The organism is Candidatus Omnitrophota bacterium, from assembly GCA_028716165.1.
Classification (GTDB): Bacteria; Omnitrophota; Gorgyraeia; order JABMRG01; family JABMRG01; genus JAQUQI01.
This window is the reverse complement of record JAQUQI010000005.1, coordinates 72,531-93,773: the sequence shown is the minus strand read 5'-3', so window position 1 is coordinate 93,773 and position 21,243 is coordinate 72,531. Positions and strand designations below refer to the sequence as shown.

Below are 21,243 nucleotides of genomic sequence, written 5' to 3'. Positions count from 1 at the left end.
ATCGTGCACAAACCTGCGCGGCACAGAACCAAAAACTCCCTGGGCATTCTGGGTCTCTATGGCTTGTATCCTGAATATATATCCGAGCGAATCATCTCTTATAGAATCTATCATGGACATAAACATCTCATAAGCCTCCCTCTGGTATTCTACAAGGGGGTCTCTTTGTCCATACCCTCTAAGATGTATGCCTTCTCTTAAATGGTCTATGCCCAACAGGTGGTCTTTCCACTTTGTATCAATGGCCTGCAATAAAACAAATTTAGCTATCTCCTGCATTTTATCAGCGGATATCATTTTCTCTTTCTGCTCATACGCTGTTTTGACCGCCGCAACAATATAGTCCGCCAATTCCTGCCGGCTTAAAGTTGTCATCTTTTCCTTATCAAGCTTGACAAGAAATTTATCTCTTGCCCAATTGGCAAGGTTGGCATAATCCCATTCTTCGCAGTGAAGGTTTTCTGCCGCGTGTAAAGACATGGCCGAATCAGTGACATCGTCAATCATATTAAATATATATTCTTTCAGGTCCGCGCTTTCTAATATGGTTTTTCTCTCGGAATAAATAACCTCTCTCTGCTTGTTCATTACATTATCATATTCAAGGACATGCTTTCTTATCTCAAAGTTATGCGACTCCACCCTTCTCTGGGCAGTCTCAATAGAACGCGCCACGATCCTATGCTCCGCGATGGGAACACCTTCTTCAAGCCCGAAAAAATTAATAAGGCGCATCACCCTGTCCGAAGCGAATATCCTCATAAGGTCGTCTTCAAGCGATATGAAAAACCTGCTTGAACCCGGATCCCCCTGCCTGCCCGAACGGCCTCTTAACTGATTATCTATCCTGCGCGCTTCGTGCCGCTCCGAACCTATAACATGAAGCCCGCCCAATTTCGTAACCTCGTCATGCGCTTTTTTCGCATCCTGGCGGTATTCATCAAGAATGCGTTTTTTTTCATCCTCTGCTACGTCTTTCCCGGAAGCAAGCATCTTTGCGACAGTATCATCCCTTTTAAATTCCGGATTTCCGCCCAGCAATATATCAGTGCCTCTTCCCGCCATATTGGTAGCTATGGTAACAGCGCCCTTACCGCCGGCCTGGGCAATAATATGGGCCTCAAATTCATGGTATTTGGCGTTTAAGACCTTATGCGGTATGCCTTTTCTTTTAAGCACTTGGCTTATCTGCTCTGATTTATCAATAGATACAGTACCCACCAATATGGGCCGGCCTTGTTTATAAAAGGTCTCTATTTCATTTACAATGGCGTTGAACTTCTCTCTGGTTGTGCGGTAAACGACATCGGGGAAATTCGTCCTGGAAAGGGGTTTGTTGGTCGGAATAGACACTACATCAAGGTTATAGATCTTTAAAAACTCCTCTGATTCAGTAAGCGCCGTGCCGGTCATGCCGGCAAGCTTATCATACATTCGGAAATAGTTCTGAAAGGTAATAGTAGCCAAGGTCTGATTTTCATTTTCAATCTTGACGCCTTCTTTCGCCTCTATCGCCTGATGCAGTCCGTCGCTCCAGCGCCGGCCGGGCATCAAGCGGCCGGTGAATTCATCAACAATTACCACCTGTCCGTCCTTAATTATATAATCAACATCACACTTAAAATTACAATGCGCCCTTAGCGCCTGGTTAACGTGGTGCTTGTATTCCATAGATGAAATGGTATGCATGTCCTTTATACCCAGAAGCTCCGCGGCCTTTACTTCACCTGCCTCGGTGAGATACGCCGTGCGGGCTTTTTCATCAATAATATAATCGCCTGTCTCTTCTTTCGTTTTCTCATCACGCGCGCCCTTGGCAAGCCGGGGTATTATCTTGTCAATCTTGTAATATTTGTCTGTGGACGCTTCGGCAGGGCCCGATATTATCAAAGGCGTCCTTGCTTCGTCTATCAGTATACTGTCAACCTCATCAACTATGGCAAAAAAAGGCTCCCGCTGGACCATCTCCTGCCTGGATATCACCATATTATCCCGTAGATAGTCAAAACCAAATTCATTATTCGTGCCATATGTTATATCCGCGCCATAAGCGGCTTTTCTGTCCTGGGCATTCATATCATGCTGTATCACGCCCACAGACAAACCTAAAAATTCATATACAGGCCCCATCCATTCTCGGTCGCGGCGTGAAAGATAATCATTAACGGTGACGACATGCACCCCTTTGCCTAATAAGGCATTGAGATAAACGGGAAGCGTTGCCGCCAGGGTCTTGCCCTCGCCGGTGGCCATTTCCGATATCCTGCCCTGGTGCAGGACATATCCGCCGATTATCTGGCAGTCAAAATGGCGCATGTTTATCACCCTCTTCGCCGCCTCTCTTACAACGGCAAAGGCGTCCGGCAATATCTCATCAAACATGCTGTTGTAAAATTTCTTAAGACATGCCTTTTCTTTGTCCCTGGCCGCCTGGTTCGTTGATTCGTCAACGCGTTTTTTAAGTTTTATTATTTCATCCGAGCAGGCCTGCTGTTTTTCAGCCAGATAGCGGCGGAATTCTTCGGTCTTGGCGCGCAGCTCTTCGTCTGGAAGCGCCGCCACAACCTGTTCGCGGGCATTAACCATGGACAATACGCGCTCCGTTTTTTTCAACTCTTTTTCATTTTGCGAACCAAATATCTTTTTTACAATCCACTTTATCATGTATTTGCCTTTTTAAACCTTAAAAACGCCTGGATAAACCTGTCTATCTCTCCATCCATAACAGCCTGGGCGCCTGAAGTCTCTTCCTTGGTCCTGTGGTCTTTTACCATATTATAAGGATGAAAAACATACGAGCGTATCTGGCTGCCCCATTCAATTTTTTGTTTGGCGGCATGGGCCTTCTCCATCTGCTCTTTCATTTCCTGCTGTTTCTTCTCATAGAGCCGCGCCCTCAATACCTTCATCGCGATAACCCTGTTCTTTATTTGAGAACGCTCGTTCTGGCACTGCACGACAATACCGGTAGGTATATGCGTTATCCTGACAGCGGAGTCGGTAGTATTAACGCTCTGGCCGCCGCACCCGCTTGAACGGTATACATCTACCTTGATGTCTTTTTCAGCTATTTCTATATCAATATCATCGGTTACCTCGGCTATGACATCCACCGACGCAAAAGACGTGTGCCTTCTCTTATTAGCATCAAAAGGGGATATGCGCACAAGCCTGTGGACGCCTCTTTCACCCTTAAGATAACCGTATGCCCAGTCTCCTTTGATGATAATGGTGGCATTTTTTATTCCAGCCTCTTCTCCGGGCAATAGGTCAATATTGTCAACCTCATAGCCCATAATATTGGCCCAGCGGCAATACATCCTCAAAAGCATGTTTGCCCAATCGCATGATTCCGTGCCTCCGGCCCCGGAATTGATATTAATTATAGCGTTGTTGATATCATGCCTTCCGCTTAAAAGGCTTTTAAACTCAAGGCTGTCCACAGAAGCCTTAAGGCGGGCCAGCTCAACAGACGCCTCTTTTATGGAAGGCTCGTCTCCATCGTCTATTATAGAAAATAGTTCTTCTATGTCGCGGCATCCATTCAGGCAGGAATTGAAAGGCTCTGTCGTGGCCTTAAGAAATTTCAGCCTTGTAATTATCTCGTTGGCCTTCTGCTGATTGGCCCAAAAACCCTGGGCAGACATGGTTGATTCTATATGAGAGATCTCGGCGAGCTTATTGGGTATGTCAAAGATACCCCCTTAGGCAGTTAAGCTTACCCTTTATTTCTTCTATTTGTGATTTTATCGTTTCTTGCATGGCAGTTTAGAGAATATCACAGCGCGCGGTTTTTTACAAGCTGATTTTGCTTGTTCTCTATGCTATTTATGACAATCAAGCCCGGACGCGGCAAGATTTGGCGCATTTAATACGGGCCTCTTTGAGCAGCATGCGGCGTTTTGCCCCGGCGCCTTTGGCAAAACCTCCTATAGAACCGTCTGATCTTATAACCCTATGGCATGGAACCAGCCCTATATTCCGGTTTTTATTCAAGGCATTTCCGACAGCCCTCCAGGCGCGCGGATGCCCTATTTCCAGGGCAATGTCTTTATACGTCCTGGTCTGTGCCGCCGGTATGCGGGAAACAGCATCGTATACTTTTTGCCTAAACTCTGAAATGGTCGTAGACCGCTTTTGCTTCTTTTTCATTGATAAATGCCGTTTTTTTAAGCTGGCTTATATCGGCTGTTTTGACTTTGTCAAGCGAACCAAAATATTTAATTAGCTCGGCTTTTCTCTTAGGGCCTATTCCTTTTATGCTGTCGAGCTCTGAACGCTTTGTCTTTTTGGCGCGCAAATGCCTGTGATACGTTATGGCAAACCTGTGCGCTTCATCCCTTACTCTCTGGCATAACAACAAGGCGCCGGAGTATTTACCTAAAAGAACAGGGTCCTTCTTCTCATGTATATAAAGCTTATCCGGATTTTTGGCAATACCGGCTACGGGGACATTCATTATCCCCAGAGAACGCAGTTGGGCCTTGGCCGCCGACAGATGGCCCCGTCCACCGTCAATTAAAATAAGGTCGGGCATAGGAATTTGTTCCGCCAAACTCTTTTTATACCGCCTATAAACTATCTCACGCATCATGCTATAATCATCTATTACATCAACTGTCTTAATCTTAAAATGCAGGTAAGAATCCTTGCACGGCCTGGCCCGCTTAAAACAAACCATAGAACCCACGGCCTCTTTGCCGCTTGTATTTGAAACATCAAAGGCCTCTATTGTCATAGGCTGGCGCAAAAGGCCCAACAAAGACCTTAGCTCTTCAAGCTCCAACAGATCAGCCTCATTTGCGGCGGCAGAGGCCTTGCCCCGGGCTTCGGAACTGTTGTATGTTGTCAAAAACAGGGCGGAAAGAGCCTTTATGCGGTCTCTGACGGCCGCGGCCTTTTCGTAATCTTTGTTATCCGAGGCCTCCTTCATCTTTCGTGACAACATATCCAAAAGGTCCTGCTGTTTGCCTTCAAGGAACAATCTCAATTCCTCAACGCAGGCAAGGTATTCGGCCCTTCTATCATCACCCGTGCACGGCGCCAGGCACTGGCCGATATGCATGTTAAGACAGCCTTTCCTGGAATTGCCTGAAGGCATATTACGGCACGACCTTAAAGGAAATGTCCTTCTTAACAATTTAACCGCCTCCGACAAGAGGCTGGCATCAGTAAACGGGCCGAAATATACCGCCCCGTCGGATTTCAATTTTCTGACCACCGTAAGCCTTGGATATTTTTCGTTCACCGACAGCTTAAGCCTCGGATACGCCTTGTCATCTTTAAGCAGTACGTTAAACTTTGGGTTATACCTCTTGACAAGAGCTGATTCAAGCAGAAGCGCCGTGGATTCGGTGGAAGTACGTATATATTCAATTTCCGAAATACTTTCAAGCAGGGCGGTTTTTTTACCGTGGCAATGGCCCGAAAAATAAGATCTCACCCGCTTTTTTAAAGATGCTGATTTCCCGATATAAATAATAACGGATTCTTTGTCCTTAAAAATATACACTCCGGGCGAATCGGGGATAGAGCCTATCTTTTCCTTGATATCCAAGATCTTAACTCCTCAAACTCTCTAACGCGAAAACAATAGCAGGCTATCGCGTAAAAAGCTATTGCCGCGCATATGGCCAGAAAAAGGGCCGCTATTGAAAAAGCGCCTCGCGGCGGCATGCTCTTTAATGAAAATGAATATACCCAATAAGAAACAACTCCTGTCATGGCCGATGCCGCCGTAATTTTCAACAATGACACAAACAGCATTCCTTCATAAAAAGTGCCCGCCTTTTTTTTCAAGACAAGAAAAAGCATTACCGCGTTAAGAGCGCCTGCCAGAGAGCCTGCCAAAGCAAGCCCGCCTACCTTAAGCTTGAACATAAATGCTATGCTAAAGGCTATGTTCGCTGCAAGAGACACGGCTGCAAGTTTTACAGGCGTTTTCGTGTCCTGCATGGCATAAAACCCGTTTACAAGTATCTTTATGGCCCCGTACGATAAAAGTCCGAACGAACAGTAGAAAAGCGCGCTGGCGGTTATGCCCGTGGAATAACTGCCAAAAGCGCCGCGCTGAAGCAGTACCTTTGTAAGCGGGCCTGATAATGCCGCAAGCCCTGACGCGGCAGGTAAAAGCAGAAAAAAAACGCTTCTTAAAAGAAAATTTATGGATAATGAAAACTCCCTGTCCTGTTTATTGACTACATAGCCGGAAAGTTCGGGTAAGGACGCCTGGGCAAGCGCTATCGCGAATATGGCAAGCGGCAATTGCATTATCCTGTTTGAGAAATAAAGAGCGGCTACCGCGCCTTCTCCTACTATTCTGCCTATTGAAGCGAGCGCGGTCGCGACAAAGACATTGATCTGGTATATGCCGCTTCCAAAAACCCTGGGTAAAAGCAGGCGGAATATTTTTTTTACCTGTGGATGGAAAAAACCTCTTTGGGTAAATAGCATACCGCTTCTTAAAAGCACGGGAACCTGGCTCAATGCCTGCAGTATACCGCCTGCCAATACGCCTACGGCAAGGCCTGTTATATCCTGCCTCCATATAAACATACATAAGATAAGCGAAATATTCAACAGCCCTTGCCCAAAAGCGGGCACAGTAAAATGTTTGAGAGAATTCAAAACCCCCATACCATAAGCGGCGAAACCTATAAATATAAGATACGGAAACATCGCCCGCGTAAGGACTACCGCGGTATCAAATTTCAGGCTGTTTTCAATAAACCCCGGAGCCAAGGCAAGCACTATGGGTTTTGAAAGCAGAAACCCTATTGCTGTCAATGCGCACAATATAATGAGGACAAGCTTTAATAAAATATTGGCCAAGCTCCAAAACGCTTCTTTGCCTTTAAGATTAAGCTCTTCCACCAGGACAGGCACAACCGCCGAATTTGTAGCGCCCTCACCTATCAGGTCGCGCATAAGGTTAGGTATCCTAAATGCCACGATAAAAGCCTGCGCGTTTATGCCGGTACCGAAAAGGGCCGCGAACATTATGTCCCTGACAAAGCCCAGAACGCGGCTTAAAAGCGTTGCCAGCCCTATAATACCCGCGGACTTTGCTATAGATTTATTAGTTGACATGGCTTGCTCTGTTATGTTATATTATCATTTCACATTATCGGAGGATAATATGGCTAATCTAAAATCGGCAAAAAAATCAATAAGACAAGATAAAAAAAGAAGGCCTCACAATACCGCGATGCTGTCCGAACTTAAAACCCTTACCAAAAAATTAAACGCCTTTATAGCCGGGGGCAAGACCGAAGAGGCGTCAAAGTTTTTTAGCGTCCTAATGTCTAAACTGGATAAGGCAGCCAAGAAAAATCTAATAAAGCGCCAGAATGCCGACCGTAAAAAATCACGCCTGTCATTAAAAATATCAAAACTTAAAAAAGGCTTGCCTGCCAAAGATAAGAATCATCCCGTTTAACCGGCAAGTTTTACGACAAGCGCCTCTAACAGATAGCTATCGTTTATATTGCTTGATTTTATCCAGATATCCGTATTGGACAGGCTTTGCAGGTTCTTTTTAAGCTTTACCAGTGAAAAACCCTTTGCCTGCGCTATAAGTTTGTTTAATCTGTAAGAACCTGTTTTAAGCCCTGCCATCATATCCTGCAATGACGCCCCGGCAGAAATCATTTTTTTGACCTTCAAAAGCCTGATGATATGCCACGCCATTAATCCTATTGCCTGCGTTGGAGACAGGTTTGTCTTCAGCAAATCGTTTAAAACAAGCAGTGCCTTATCGGGCATCTTAGCGTTTGTAGCATCCAACAAGGCAAATGTTGAGCTCTCGCAAGGAGCATCTAAAAAAAGCGCCACGTCATCTTCCGTAATATCCTGCCTGGCTCCTGTATAAGCGCTTACCTGTTCAATGCAAGACAAGGCCCTTCCCATATCTTGCCTGGCAGAACCGGAGATAAGAGCTGCTGTCGCGCGATTTATTTTCTTGCCATTTTTGCCGAATTCTTGAATAACCCAGTCAGATATGTCGTCTTCATCATCAATAGTCGTATCAATCTTATCAACGCAGTCAGGCAGTGACCTGGAGAAATTCTGCAGTTTCACGGAAGACTTTCCGCCCAGCATAACAAGAAATACGTTTTCAGGCCGGCAACTTTTTATATACGCCATAAGATGGCCTCTGTCCTCTTCAGAAAAAACCTCCGGTTCAACAAGAACGGCCATTCTGCGCGAACCTGTAATTGAGAAAGTCTGCAAAAAATCTATGATAATAGCCGCGGATATATCCCTGGCATAATAAAGATTAAAGTTAAAGGCGTCGGCAGCTTCGCCCATAATTTTTCTCTTAAGCTTATCCAGGCATAGCCTTTTTCTAAACTCATCGGCTCCGGTTAGTAAATAGACAGCGGCATGTTTATTGGGTGGGATATTACCAGCTTGGCGCATCTTTACCAGACCTCTATGGTCCTTTCAACTACCCTTCTTGCCAAATCCTTAATAGCATCTGTTACAGCCTCATCCTCGCTCTTGGCCTGCTGGCCTGACGTGAAATAATATTCACTGCCCGCAAAATTATGCTCCGACCACACGACATTACCCGTCTGGGCTTCCACAAGCTTAAGATCAACAAATATGGCAATCCTGTACTGATCTATAGTATCATTATAGCCGTATTTGGTAGGCTCTCTTCTAAAATCAACAAGACTGCCCTCCATTATAAGGTCCGCGTCTTTTTTTTGGGCCAATCGGAGATGGCCGTCAAATATAAACCTGTCTATTATCGCCCTGGTCACATCAACCTCAAGCAAAGGCCTATAGGTCTTATACCTGCGCCGATCCGATACCTCATCGGTTATGGGTATCTTGTTAGAAAAATTTTCAACGCTTATTGTCTTTAAGTGCGGGGGCAAAAGAGAGCCTGTGGTATACCCGCAGCCGGAAATAAAAAAAGCGCCTAAGGCGGGCAAGCAGTAAAGGCATAATGACAATAAAAAAATATATTTCTTCATATTTTCCAGATCCAGCGCGGGGCTGTTATTTCCCGGCCGCTTTACTTTTTACCCGTTTTTGAGCAGCCTCAAACCTCTCAAGCGCCTTTGGCGCGAATGAAGAACTTGAGAATTCGTCAAGGATCTTTTTGTAATAGACTGCCGCCGAATTATACCTTCCTAACCGCTCGTAGAACCTGGCATTCTCCATGTAATGAGCGGCCTGTTTTTCAATTATCTCCCGTTTCTCTTTTTCGGCTGTTTTAACCAATTCGCTGTCGGGATGAGACCTCTTGAACTCCTCAAACTCATCCAGGGCCTGCTCGGCCAGAGACTGGTCATAACTGCTTCCTGACGAAGCAACAGAGGCTGTCAGAGCAAGCTGAAATTTAGCCTCTTGCGCGACATCGCTGTCCGGGTAATCATCAACTATTTTCTGGAAAGCCTCTCTAGCCTCCTGATAGAAACTAATCTTCTTATAAAGCTCTCCTACGCGAAACTGGGCAACGGGGGCGTTTGGACTGTATGGCGCGTTGGAGACTACTTTTTTATACACATCTATTATTTGTTCGGGCAATGCCTTAAATTTGAGCCCAAAGAATTTTGTTTTTTCCCCCTCATAAAGCCTGTTGCCTATATCAAACTGCCGGTTCACGATATCTTCGGTTCTCTGGGTAAACGGATAATCATCAATAACTTTTTGAAACGACTCAAATGCCTGATAAGGATAATCCATATTCTCATAGCAGAGTCCCATATAATACTGGGCCTCTGACGCCGCTTCAGAGCGCCTGTAGTGCCTTATTATCTTTCCAAATTCCGAAAGCGCTTTCTTGTAATCCTTAGCCTCAAAAAAATCCATAGCATAAAGTAGCTGTTCTTTGGGGGTGTCTTTGGGGGCATATTTGGGGTTTATCCATTTCCTTGTTTCAGGCGTCCAGACCCAGTAGCAATAACCTGTGCCGGCATGCGCCAAATGGATAAATATAATAATATATATTAGTCTTAAATAGATTCTCATAGGATAAAAACTTGTTGTATATCAGTTTAATATATCATTGCGCGCTGTTTTTGTCAATAGGCGATTAAGCGGAACATGGGGCAAAATAAACGCAACAGAGGCAATAAAAAGAGAATTTTTAAGGTATAACCGAAGCAGGGGCGGGAGACTTTGCCAGAAAATTTGACAGATGTTTTTTGTCTTCTTCTGTCATATCCACGAACTGCAAGCCCACATTATAAGAGGAACTCCGCGGGGCCTTTTGTATCCAGGCAACTTTTGAGATCGCTTTTATAGGTTTGGAAAAAGTCGGAACAGAAACCTCCAGAATAAGCCTTGTAAAAATTGAAAGGAATTCGTTTGAGATAAAACGAACCCCTCCGGTGCTTACGTCTTTTGTAAGAGAACCTGTATAGGTTTCTATAGGTCTCTGTATATCTTTAAACTGAAACGGAAGCCTGGCCTCTATCCGAGGATATGACCTCTTTTCCTTAACATAAGGCTGCATTATTTTCCCCCGACAATGTTGAACTATTTATACGTGATTATAACATTATATATATAATGTTGTCAAGCTCCATTTAAAACTTTTTTAAAAATAAATCAAAAGTAATATTTCTATAAGCTACATCATCTTGCGGTCGGGCAAAGCCTCTGCCACAATAAGAAGTATAATATAATAAACCCCTATAAGCCACAATGGTATATATTCAGTGTTGAAAAAAGCGTATGGCAGGCCGGCAAAAAGCTTTACGATGCGCAGGAGCAGATAAAATAACGCGTGGTTGAGGCAGGAAAAGGCATAAGCCAATGGCCAAAATAATCCCGGGATACAGACAAGTATTATGCCCGCTGTTAATAAGACCGCCAGAAGCGGGACCACGAATAAATTGGCAATTATCGTAACGGGAGATATTATTCCAAAGTGATAAGCAACCAACGGCCAGACGCCCGCAAAAACAGCAAGTGATGAAAAGAAAGTTTTAAACAGATATGGCATAAACTTTCCCGTATTTTTTTGTCTAATGGATTTGCCCGGTCTAAAACAGCTTGGTAAAAAAGCGGATTCAATTTTTGGGCAAAGATACACAATAAAAAATACGCAGGCAAAAGAAAGCTGAAAACCCGCGTTAAATAACTGCATAGGATTAATAAGCAATATTAGCAATCCCGCGAAAAAAAGGGCTGAAAAAATATCAAAATCCCTTTCAAGGACTACGGATAATAGGTAAACGGAAATCATAACGGACGCCCTGACCACCGGCGACCGGGAACCCGCGATAAAGGCGTATATCCACAAAAAAAATATAACGATGGTGATAATGTATTTTTTAGGCAGGCGGAATAACTTAAGACAAAAAAAGAATACCGACGATAAGAGTCCGACGTGGAGCCCGCTTACCGACAAAATATGCATTGTACCCGTTCTGATAAAAAGATCTGATATATGCGGGGGCATGAATTCGCGCCTTCCCAGAAGCATGGCGTTAAGCAGGGCTGAATCCGGATAGGGCAGGTATCTTTTTATGCGCTTTTCCATCCCCCGCCTTAACTTATGAGCGCATTTTGCCGGAAAGAAACCGCGCGGCCTGCCGGAGTGGGCGATATCGTCGTCATCTCTGACATCCAAACAGCAGTGAACACCTTGAAGGTAAAGGTATTTCAGATAACTTCCCCTGCCATTATCCGCCATAGAATCGTCCGTTCTTTTTATTGTGCCTCGTATGATCAAATTATCACCCGAATCGTATTCCGTATCATTGTCACGGATCGTAACCCAGGCAAGGCCGCGTGCTTTTTTGTAAGTATTGCCATTATCATAATGCAATATACTGAATAAAAAACTGCAACGCCTTTGGCCCCATTTCTGCCACGCGTATGAAGGAAGCGATTCCACGATACCGTTTAAATAGCAATCAACCCCTTCACTTTTTTCAACATTGCGGATATTATCTTTTGATAAAATATGAAAATTAGAGTGCAGCAAAACACCCGACGCGAATATAAGGGCAAAAAACAAAGCAGGGAAAAATCGCGCGAACTTTATGGCTGAAATTCCCGCAAGAAAGGCTAATATAACGGCAGCGGACAGAACGATGAAAAAATCCAAATTTACATAATGAGAAAAAATAATACCGAATACCAAAAAAACAAAACAGCCTGCCGTGGGCCTGCGCAGGATATTTACTATAACCCATTTTGACTGCATAGCGTATTTTGCCATGGGTAGCTTGCAAAACAATATTTTACCAGCATACCGCCGGCAATGTAAGCGGCGGATAGATCAATCGCGGACAGTAATTTGTTTGGCCATGGCTTCATATTTTTTCCTGCCAACCCCTTTTACCTTTAATATATCTTCCACAACAGAGAAGGGCCCGTGCGATAATCTGTATTCAATGATCCTTTCGGCAAGTTTATAGCCTATGCCGGGTAATTTAACAAGCGCGTGCCTGTCCGCGGTATTGAGGTTTATTATGCCTTTTTGAGATATTTCCGATTTAGCACTGCTAATACCGTCTGTCTTAATAAGCGCGCCACGGCAGGCGGGAATATTTGCCTTGGAGTAATACGACATGCCTGCTGACACAATAATACCACAGGCAATAAAGAGGGCTATAGTTCTTTCCAGTCTTCGCATATGCTGTTAAGCGGCACTATTTCAAACCCCTTCTCTTCTAATATCTCAATTATCATACCAAGGGCCTTTACGGTATTGCGGCGGCAGGGCCTATACTGAATATTTCTTCCGTCATGCAGAAGTATTATAGAGCCATCACGCGCCTTTTGCGTGGAAACATCCGCGATCCTGCGCGCAGAATACCCCATCCAGTCCATAGAATAACATTTCATGTCCCAGAGAACCAGCTTATAACCCTTTGCCGTGATAAAACGTTCTATCGCTAAGTTATATTCACCGTAAGGCGGGCGAAAAAAACGCGGTTTGATACCGAGCAAGTCCTTAAAAACCTTTTCTGTCCGTTCAACCTCAAACGCGCAATCTGCAGGCGATAACCTGTTAAGATGCGGGTGGCTATAAGAGTGATTACCTATATCATGGCCTTCTTGCTTGACCCTTAACGCAGTATCCGGTTCGCGTTCAACGTTTTTGCCCGGGAAGAAAAACGCGGCCTTTATGCTGTTATGCGACTTGAGTATATCAAGAATTTGCAGGCTGTATTCGCTGTTGGGGCCATCATCAAAGGTAAGCGCCACTCTGCGCCGGAAGGGAGAATTCATAATATTAATCTTAATAAACGAAAAATGCTTAAGTCAATAAAACGAGGAAAATAAAAACCGGTATAATTACAGACGGCAGCAGGCCCTGTTAAGAAGCCCGCTGCCCTCATATTCAAGACAAATTATTAAGCCGATATCAATGCCGACAAAGCCTGCTTGTGCAAATGCTCATAATACGAAGGATCTATAGCGACAAGGGCCGGTAAGTCCAGCACAAACCTTGATGTCTGCAAAAAGACATCCAGAACGCTCTGAGGTAAAGTTGACTTTGTAATATAATTATACATCTGGCCTATCACAGAACTTAATGATACCGCTGTCTCCGGATTATAGGCCAAAAGGCCCTTTGCCAGGATTATTATCTGTTCCAAAGGCATATATCCGTCGGAAGCCACTGATTGTATGTCAATATTTTTTGTTATACCTTCAATCGGCTGGCTGGATATCGCTATCATATCAGCGTTACGGTCAGTCTGGGGAGAATACTGTGATAACAGCCGGATAACACAGCCAAGCTTGCTTTCCAGCGCCTGGAGATAAGGGCTTGCCTTGTCAAGCATGGCTGTCAATATGGCCCTCTGGTTCTCGGGTATCTCATTCTCATTAATAACTATAGTGCCTTTAGTGTCCCTGATGCCCGTTTCCTGCGCCCTTAATGATGTTTCATAAATTCTGTTCATGGTCTCAAGCGACACATCAAGCTTCTCAATGTCTTTATGAAGTTCAGCCATTGCTTCGGGCGATTTAGCGGCAGTATCTTCTAATAATTTTTGTAAAGCACCAATATCTTTCATATATTCTTTAAGCGTATCTGCTGTCATGATGTTCGCGTTTGTTGATAACTTGTTAAATAGGTTTTGATCCACGGCCAATATATTTCCACGGATTTCATTTGCTTGTTCAACAATACCCGCGGAAGAAGACTTGGTGGGAGTCTGGCCTTTGCCTTTGGCCTGCTGCTCTTCTTCAGCGATTATACTCGCTTCAGTAATAGCCTGCTCCGGAATACCCACAAACATATTAAACTGTTTGGACAATTCCTCGTCTACGTGAAATACAGCCTTTACCTCTTCTGACTGGTCATTCAAAGACACGGCAAACATAACAAACTTACCGCCTTCAATAGGCACAGTGATAAGATATATAGTATCATCGCCTACATTTTCTATACGCACAGCGCCTTCGGGCATCTCTTTTGAGCTTTGGATATTTTCTAAAACCCGCTTTACCCCGTCTATATTTTTTAAAGAATCCTGGAAATCCTGCAGAGACTTGCCAGCGTGATACAGTGCCCTCATCGGGCCAAGGTTCTTTTCCGCGTCGGTACCGGTTGCATCCTTAATCGTATTATTATACGCAATAAATCCGGCACATATAGCTATCGTTGATATCAAAAAAGATTTCAGGCAAAAAGCTAATTTCTTATTTTTCATGATAAGCTCCTTTTTTGTATATTTTCTTTGTAATGCCGCGCGTATTCTTCCGCGCGCTGAATGAATTCTTCAAGCCCGCTTTTCGCGCCTAATAATATTGACCTGTAAAGGCCGGGGGGGCCGAGTGATTCTATATTGGGGGTAACAACTATATATGATATACCGCGTTCCTTTAAAAGCTTCGTTATGCCGTCGGTATGAAAACCTCCCGAAATAAGGACGGCAATATCGGCATTATTATTTTTCATGGCATCAACAGTGTTCTTAACAAGCACGGCATCCCTCTCTTCCGCGATATTATAAAACCTCTCCATGTCAGGAAGCCTGGCGGCTATATCCCTAAAAGCAGGATCAAGCTCATATAACACGCTGTACCGTTTTGCAATATCAGTTATAAAATTTATTATATATGCCGGAACAAATTCTTTCCTGTTTGCTCTGTAATACTGAATGTCATTTACCGTAACCTTAAGGCTGAACATGTCCCTTAAGATAAGCAGATTGTGATACATCCTGTCTATCTTTCGCTGGGCGTCATCCGTAAAAAGCGACTCTTTAACGGCGTTTTCTAAAGCCGCAATCTCTTTAAAAAGAGCGGTATTATCTATGTCCGAATAAAGATTTATATAATCAATATAAAGGGCGAGCTGGGGATAATCATTTTTAAGGTCAACCGATTTTTGACCGGCGGCCATATCAGAGAGATAATTATAAAAAAGCCTTGGGCTTAAAGCCCCGGTCTTAAAATGAAGGCTTTTATCAAGAAGCTCCGACAGGGGCCTGGGTTCAAGCGTTTGGCTTAATTTTTCAATACATTGCGCCCGTTCGTCATCTACTTTCAAAAAATCAATCCCAGACTCTTTTTCAACAACTAAAACTAATTTCATAAAAACAGGGTAAGCATCCGGGTCATAACCTCTTTCACGGTACAATCCGTCAAGGTAAAGCACGTATTGTGAAAAATCAAGCGTTTCATCTTTATACGCGGATATTTTTTCATCAAACTCTTTAAGGGCGCTTGTGTACGCTTTAGCTTTAATAGAATCTAATATACTTTTTATATTATCATAAAACCTGACATTATCCGCTTCGGCCTCCAGCGATTTTACGTAGGCATCAACATTATCCTGATGTAGTGCCTCGTCATCAGCTCCCAAAAATAAAAAATCACCATGCCGCATCATATGGGCATATCCCGCCCCGTCAATGCGTCCTGCCTTCAGCATATATTTGGCGGTGGATTCTTTGATGCTGTCGTTTGGTTGTTTGGCATAGGGCGATGTTTCAAGCCTGCCCACACAGCCCTCTATGGCAACAAGGCCTATACGATATTTACCCATAAGTTCGTTTAGTATATTATAAATGGACAACTGCGCGTCATAATTACAATGCAGATCCTGTATGTGCACAACTATACCGCTGTTTGTTCCGGAAAAAAAACTTTCACGTATAATACCGTGATTTTCAGACACCATCTCATTAATATTGCCTACGGATTGGGCAATCGCAATACCGCTATGGATTACGCAGAAACTTAACAATAAAAATAAAATATTTCTAATCATATGGATACAACCTTGGTATTTAAACTTGAAACTTAATATTATATTTTAAAAGTCTTTTAATAAGTATACACCTATTCTTATACATTGTCAACTGTTTGGTATAATATAAAGAAATTAAAATCTATACTGGCCGCCTAAAGTAATGCCAAATGTTTCAAGTTTATTATCCGGCATTTCATGGCTGACAATACCATCGTCTATTCTCTGCGTCTTTCTTAAATTCTGCATATCATAAAAACCACCGAGATTTAAATCAAAACGGTCTGATACGGCATAATCAATACCGCCTTCCGCGTGCCATATATCCCCTTTATCACAGGTAAGCCTGCCGAGACGGCTGTTATTTATCGGAGCATAAACAAGCGGCGCCCAATAACCTCCCGTATAAAAATTAAAACTGTTGACCGGGCCCGCGTCAATTCTTCCGCCGATACCGGCATAGGTAATATTAAAGTTCTCGCTAACCTCTCCGAGTTGAGAAACATTGCTTACAGCTGATATCTGGCCGCGGGAAAATTCCACTCTTCTATATCCGGCACACAGCATCGGGGTAACTGATACGTATTTTGAAGAATTTGCTATGGCCCATCCGATATTCGCGTTAATGTCAGCGCCCCTCAAACTCATATCATCGGTCTGATAAACACCCAAGCCTTCATATTCCCACTTCTCCTGGTCTTCAAGCGTGGTAAATAAGCCTAATCTTATGCCGCCTTCCCAGTATTCCCTGTCATAGGCGTCAAGCCCAAGGTCAAACCTTAAAAGATAATTGTCCCAATCCGATTTGACCGAAGCGCTGTCGGCATCTTGTTCATAATTGGCCCAGCCGCCGGAAAATTTGGCAACAAGCGCCGCTCCGGGTATTGCCGGATTGAGAGGGCCGAAGGCATTAGGCTTTGAATCAATAAGAGCGGCGCCTTCACGTTTATCAGAAGGGCCGAATTTACCCGTATAAGAAAACCTGACTATATGCCTTGTATCCAAAGCATTTATATCATCGTGTTCCTCGGGATACGCGTAATCATAACCAACATAAGCTCCATACATCACTCTTAAATGCTGATCCTGATTTATCTGGTAGTCAAAAGCCGCGAAGATATTATGATGCCCGTCAAAATTATAACCCTCATTTGTAACGACCTGTTTATATAGATCTCTCTGCCTTGTGTATTGATAAAGGAAACCGAGAGTAGTTCTGGGGCATGGCTTAAATTCCAATTCTATACCCTGCGCCGTTGGATTATCATCAATAGCCATGGCGTATTTATTCTCATTATAAGTATACTTGAGAGTGACCTTTAACGGAGCAAAAGGATAATAGATAAACCGGGCCTTATAAATATTATAATATTTATAAGGCGGCACGCCAAACGGGCCCTGGCCATAGAGAGCGGGCACGATTTGGTCCCATAAAATACCCTCTTTATAATATTCATCCACCCATTCGGTATTCAATAAACCTCTCGGATAATCCTTAGGATCATTCGTTGTTTCAAACACGCCTTCAGCCGTAAAATAATCGGTCAGGTCATATTGAAGGCCCGCGGAGAAGGCCCCGATAGAAGGGTCTTTACCGCCTTCAATGGCATCATTCTTAAGCCACACATCTTCATAAGCAAAATAATCGGTAAAGGCGCTGTAAGCGCTTTTGGCGTTTATAAGAGGGTCAATGCCCTGCTTTGTTTTTGGTAAATGTTTATAGAACCCAAGGCCTTTTACCGTTAGTTTGTCTGCCGGCTTATAAGTGCCTTCAAGCCTGTATACATCCTCTATATGATCATTTGAATCGCTGTAAACGGTCCTAAAATTAAATTTTGTATCAAGCGGCATATCGGGGAATTGCGCCTTAGCGGTAATATTAAAGGCATTGCGCCCGACATCAAGCCCGTCTCCAAACATTGAAGCCTCATTCTCCGGATTAATATCATCAAAATATATATGCTTGGCGAATTCAAACTCTTTTCTCGTAAACCTGTAATTTGAAAGCCCGGGGAAAAACCTATCGTTCATGCTGGTAAACATCGCCTTTATCTCATACCTGTCCCCTTTGCCTCCGGTCGCGTTAATCGGGCCCTGGCTCTGCAGGCCAAACCCTCCGGCATATCCGGTATAATCACTTCTATAACCATTGGCCTCATCAACTTTCATATTGCTTACCGCCATTTGGCCTAAAAGTTGAACATTGTCAAAAATCCTGTAAGCCGCGTCTATGGAACCAAGATTATTCATTGCCTCTAAAGACTGTTTATATACACCGCCCTTAAACGTATATAGCCCGCCTAATGTAAGCCTGTCCGTGACAGGCGAGCGTAGTTCAAAAGCCGCGGGAATGCTTGAGGCTTGTTCATAACTATCCCAAAGGCTTCTTGGCGTTGCCGCGACCATTTTTATGGATGTGCCGCTGGGAAATTCCGCGTTAAATGATGCGCCGCGCAAAAATGTAAGCCTTGTATCTTCGCTGTCTCTTGCCATAAACGACAGATTCCTGACCCACTGTCCTTTTTTAAGAGGATTATTCGCTCTGCTAAAAACACGGCTTTCATCATATCTGTCAAGCCAGGCGCTTTCTTCCCACCATATTTTGTTATTTGACAAGCGCAAAGGATCGTCGGATGTAAGAGCTTCTTCCTGGCCGGCCATGGCAAATACCTTCATATTGTACGGGTCTTCATTATACTCAACCCATAGTTTCCTTATAGGGACATACATCCTGTCTATTTCTTCTTCCGGCACGCTGAACGTGTTACTGCCCCAATCCGTTAACCCCGTATAACTGGCCGATGACGTTTTGTCATCCTTTACCTTGTTTTCATTTATCCTGACAATATCTCCTTTATCCGTCCTGTAAGTCTCATTTATGGTGGACCTTGTATTTGACCAGTATTTATACTCCAGCTCCATACTGTCGCCGCCGGACCCGGTAACATATACTTTCTTTTTACCCACAAAGGTCCATGGGTCTATAACCATTTGGCCAAAACCGCTGACATTATCGGTTATATGCGCGTCTAAATCAACTTTTAACCTGGAATATATGCCCTTGTCATAGCTGTTGTGCCTGTCTTCGCCGTATAAAAATCTCCAGCTTGTATTACCGGGCATATTATGATAATCCGCGTTGGCGTCTTTCCATAAAAAACCGCCGCTATCCGCGCCAAAAGCTATGCGGTATTCTCCACGCATAACCGAAGGCGCTATATGGCTGTTTATATTGCCGGAGCCTTCCTGTATTTTTTGATTAAAACCGTCGGAGAATTCCTGAAACAACGGCATTCTGCATTCAAAAGGTTCTTTTAAATACAATGAAGGCGTTTCGTCTTCTTCCCGTGCCGCAGGCAATAAAGCCGAGGGATATTTTAAAACCGAGCCATAAGATCCTGCTTCGGCGCCGGATGAAGGCATGTCATCAGGCAACGGATACGATAGCTCGGAAGGATAATTTTCATATGGATATTTTTTAGTCTCTTCATCCGCTTCCGCGTCCCGCTCTCTTGCTTTAAACGTTGACGGGATCGGCGTAATACGATAACCGGGCTTCGGAATACGCCTTACGGCAGGAGCTGTATATTCGGACTGCGAGGGCCTTGTTTCATCCGAGGGCTCATTGCGAACAATCTGCTCCGTCCGGTCAACATCATCGTTATAAGCCGGTGGGGCATTATAGGTAAACGCTTTTTTAGCCCTGGAACTTAGCGTGTCAGCAGGTTTTATTTCGCGAATAGCAGTATTTGAGCTGGAATCTGCAAATACGGGTTTTTGGTTAGAGTCTGCCGGGCGTCTTGCGCCTTGGGTGTAAACTTCCGGAGTTTCGGATACTTCATTTACCGCTGATTGTATAATCTTTTCCCTGCCCGACGATCCGCTTATCGTTTTCTTGCCGCTTAAAGACTCTCTTGCCATTATGATTTTTGCGCGCGCCTGCTGGGAATTGGGTTGTATAATCAATGCCCTTTCAAACGATTCAATAGCAGACTCATATTGCTCATCGGACAAAAATTTTTCACCGCGGTCCATGTAATATTTATAAGCGCCCTTATACTGGCAGGGGGTAAACTGTGTTTTTTCTTCAATATCAGAGGCATGCGCAAAGCCTGAAAATGACAGAGCTATTGACATTATGAATATTACCGTTAATATTTTTCGCATTATTTATTACCTCTTTTAGCGTATATCTGCCAATAAAAAAAGGGGAATATACCCGTTCCCCTTAAAGTTGAGCGTGCTATCCCCACCGAGTATATGTCTTTTTTAGGATAGCACAGGACCGGTTGACCATTCAATACAAATTTTGTAAAAAAGTGATTTTATTTTTCAATCCTGTAATTAAGAACCAGCGGGCTTGCGTTCCTGATAATTTCAACTCTCAACTCGCTTTTATCTTTCAGCCTGCGGTAGGCATTTATCACCTGATAAGGATTATTTATCGGAAGGCCGTTTACGGATTTTATTATATCACCCTGTTTCACGCCAATCTCCTGCAATATGCCTTTTTCATCTAATTTTGCCACGGCCATACCTGATTTTTTACCGTTTTCTGAATATGGGCCCACCTGGACATCCTTCATAATATCCTTTATCCTTAATATCGCCCCCGCGACAGTGGCCCTATCGGTAACGATGGTATTGCCTTCGGTTTTTATATTATACCATTTACCTTCATTAGCGGCAAAAACCATCGGTTGTAAAACGCCGCCATCAGGGAAAGAAAGCGTAAACTGCCTGCCCGCGGAAGACATTATGACCTCTCCCCTTGATATCTTTACGATCTTAAACCCTTCAACAGAATCACCCAATTCATGTATCATGACCTGTCCGCTATTGGCGTATTCTATTATAGCCAAAGGGCTAAGGCTGTCGGTAAAAAGCGTGCCCCTAAGCTGAAGTCCGCTTAATAATTTTTCGGGCAATAGGCCGGCATCGTCTGGCCGCTCGGCATGGGTAGTAGAGGTAAAAAATACAGTAAAAACCAATAAGACCGCTATTACAGCCGTAATTATATTTCTCATATCAATCAGCCTCTTTTTGCCAAGACTTGCCTATCC

17 protein-coding genes are annotated in these 21,243 nt (G+C 43.9%); 1 reads left to right on the top strand and 16 read right to left on the bottom strand.

Translation table 11 applies throughout. From position 1 onward, the window contains the following. The 5 genes from secA to murJ form a co-directional block, all read right to left on the bottom strand. Window positions 1–2,664 (bottom strand): preprotein translocase subunit SecA (gene secA, locus PHV77_03975; protein MDD5504456.1); only part of this gene is annotated, 2,664 nt, incomplete at its 3' end. Further along, window positions 2,661–3,762 (bottom strand): peptide chain release factor 2 gene (gene prfB, locus PHV77_03970; GenBank protein MDD5504455.1). Its coding sequence is split into 2 segments (ribosomal slippage): window positions 2,661–3,695 and window positions 3,697–3,762, totalling 1,101 coding nucleotides; the frame shifts between segments, so codons are not numbered across the junction. The genes prfB and secA, both read right to left, overlap by 4 nt. 75 nt (window positions 3,763–3,837) lie before the next feature. Continuing rightward, window positions 3,838–4,152 (bottom strand): MGMT family protein, encoded by a 315-nt coding sequence (locus tag PHV77_03965; GenBank protein MDD5504454.1) that lies wholly within the window; start codon window positions 4,150–4,152, stop codon window positions 3,838–3,840. Continuing rightward, a complete protein-coding gene (locus tag PHV77_03960; protein MDD5504453.1) occupies window positions 4,109–5,557 on the bottom strand; it encodes an excinuclease ABC subunit UvrC in 1,449 nt (482 codons plus the stop codon). The genes PHV77_03965 and PHV77_03960 overlap by 44 nt, the downstream gene beginning before the upstream one ends. After that, complete coding sequence (gene murJ, locus PHV77_03955) at window positions 5,536–7,089, bottom strand: murein biosynthesis integral membrane protein MurJ (GenBank protein ID MDD5504452.1); 1,554 nt, start codon at window positions 7,087–7,089, stop codon at window positions 5,536–5,538. Before murJ ends, PHV77_03960 begins: the two co-directional genes overlap by 22 nt. A 49-nt stretch (window positions 7,090–7,138) precedes the next feature. Here murJ and rpsT point away from each other — a divergent pair, with 49 nt between their 5' ends. Next, a complete protein-coding gene (gene rpsT, locus PHV77_03950) occupies window positions 7,139–7,438 on the top strand; it encodes a 30S ribosomal protein S20 (protein ID MDD5504451.1) in 300 nt (99 codons plus the stop codon). On the opposite strand, the gene holA is transcribed toward rpsT, so the two are convergent. The 11 genes from holA to PHV77_03895 form a co-directional block, all read right to left on the bottom strand. After that, entirely contained in the window at window positions 7,435–8,421 is a 987-nt protein-coding gene (gene holA / locus PHV77_03945) for a DNA polymerase III subunit delta (GenBank protein MDD5504450.1), read from the bottom strand. The two genes, rpsT and holA, sit on opposite strands and share 4 nt — an antisense overlap. 2 nt (window positions 8,422–8,423) lie before the next feature. Next, a complete protein-coding gene (gene lptE / locus PHV77_03940; GenBank protein ID MDD5504449.1) occupies window positions 8,424–8,984 on the bottom strand; it encodes an LPS assembly lipoprotein LptE in 561 nt (186 codons plus the stop codon). Between the two features lie 25 nt (window positions 8,985–9,009). Beyond that, on the bottom strand, window positions 9,010–9,984 hold the full coding sequence (gene bamD, locus PHV77_03935) for an outer membrane protein assembly factor BamD (protein ID MDD5504448.1): 975 nt from the start codon (window positions 9,982–9,984) through the stop codon (window positions 9,010–9,012). A 118-nt stretch (window positions 9,985–10,102) separates the two neighbouring features. Next, window positions 10,103–10,471 carry a PilZ domain-containing protein gene (locus PHV77_03930; GenBank protein ID MDD5504447.1) on the bottom strand — a complete coding sequence of 123 codons (369 nt, stop codon included), beginning with the start codon at window positions 10,469–10,471 and terminating at the stop codon, window positions 10,103–10,105. A 117-nt stretch (window positions 10,472–10,588) separates the two neighbouring features. Beyond that, the gene (locus PHV77_03925; GenBank protein ID MDD5504446.1) at window positions 10,589–12,187 is read right to left on the bottom strand and encodes a ComEC/Rec2 family competence protein; all 1,599 of its coding nucleotides are present in this window, start codon (window positions 12,185–12,187) and stop codon (window positions 10,589–10,591) included. A 60-nt stretch (window positions 12,188–12,247) separates the two neighbouring features. Then, window positions 12,248–12,604, bottom strand: a complete 357-nt coding sequence (locus PHV77_03920; GenBank protein ID MDD5504445.1) for a helix-hairpin-helix domain-containing protein — start codon at window positions 12,602–12,604, stop codon at window positions 12,248–12,250. Then, window positions 12,580–13,203: a polysaccharide deacetylase family protein gene (locus tag PHV77_03915; protein MDD5504444.1), complete on the bottom strand. Its 624-nt coding sequence runs from the start codon at window positions 13,201–13,203 to the stop codon at window positions 12,580–12,582. The genes PHV77_03920 and PHV77_03915 overlap by 25 nt, the downstream gene beginning before the upstream one ends. A gap of 125 nt (window positions 13,204–13,328) precedes the next feature. Then, the gene (locus tag PHV77_03910) at window positions 13,329–14,636 is read right to left on the bottom strand and encodes a hypothetical protein (GenBank protein MDD5504443.1); all 1,308 of its coding nucleotides are present in this window, start codon (window positions 14,634–14,636) and stop codon (window positions 13,329–13,331) included. Next, the gene (locus PHV77_03905; protein ID MDD5504442.1) at window positions 14,633–16,201 is read right to left on the bottom strand and encodes a hypothetical protein; all 1,569 of its coding nucleotides are present in this window, start codon (window positions 16,199–16,201) and stop codon (window positions 14,633–14,635) included. The genes PHV77_03910 and PHV77_03905 overlap by 4 nt, the downstream gene beginning before the upstream one ends. Before the next feature lie 114 nt (window positions 16,202–16,315). Continuing rightward, window positions 16,316–20,347: a hypothetical protein gene (locus tag PHV77_03900; protein MDD5504441.1), complete on the bottom strand. Its 4,032-nt coding sequence runs from the start codon at window positions 20,345–20,347 to the stop codon at window positions 16,316–16,318. 158 nt (window positions 20,348–20,505) lie between these two features. Next, the gene (locus PHV77_03895) at window positions 20,506–21,207 is read right to left on the bottom strand and encodes a PDZ domain-containing protein (protein ID MDD5504440.1); all 702 of its coding nucleotides are present in this window, start codon (window positions 21,205–21,207) and stop codon (window positions 20,506–20,508) included. Between the last annotated feature and the right edge of the window lie 36 nt (window positions 21,208–21,243).